General features: G+C 68.4%; 1 protein-coding gene. It reads left to right on the top strand.

Features of this window, described 5'->3' with window-relative positions:
- The coding region (locus C2U58_RS20120) for a flagellin hook IN motif-containing protein (protein WP_343125478.1) at positions 1-534 on the top strand (534 nt) is incomplete at both ends.

Genomic DNA, 534 nt, shown 5'->3' on the forward strand with positions numbered 1-534 from the left:
CGTTCTCCAGCCAGCTGTTCCAGGTCGGTGCCAACGCCGGCCAGGCCATTGCCATCGACAAGGTGGTCGACGCCCGCGCCGGTTCGCTGGGCACCAGCACCTTCGCCACCGGCGCCACCGCTGCCGTCGCAGCCGTTGCCACCGACGTGCGTTTCGGCGGCACCGTGGCCGGCGTCGACATCGGCACCGTGGAAGTGAAGAGCGGCGCCAGCGTCGGTGATGCCGCCAAGGCGATCGCCACCGCGATCAACGGCAAGATCGGTGAAGCCGGCATCTATGCCGAAGCCAACACCGACGGCACCCTGAAGCTGTCCTCGGTGAAGGAAGGCAAGGCCGTGGTCGCCGCCGACATCGCCCTGACCCGCAGCAACTACCAGAGCGCCACCAGCGACTGGTCCACCGCCGCCGCCACCAGCGCCTACACCGCCGGTACCGCCACCGCCAGCAACGCGCAGAAGCTGGACGTCAGCTCGGTGCTGGGTGCACAGCAGGCGTTGGAAGTGGTCGACAAGGCGCTGGGTTCGATCAACAGCA

It is taken from the genome of Stenotrophomonas sp. VV52, from assembly GCF_002893095.1.
Classification (GTDB): domain Bacteria; phylum Pseudomonadota; class Gammaproteobacteria; order Xanthomonadales; family Xanthomonadaceae; genus Stenotrophomonas; species Stenotrophomonas aracearum.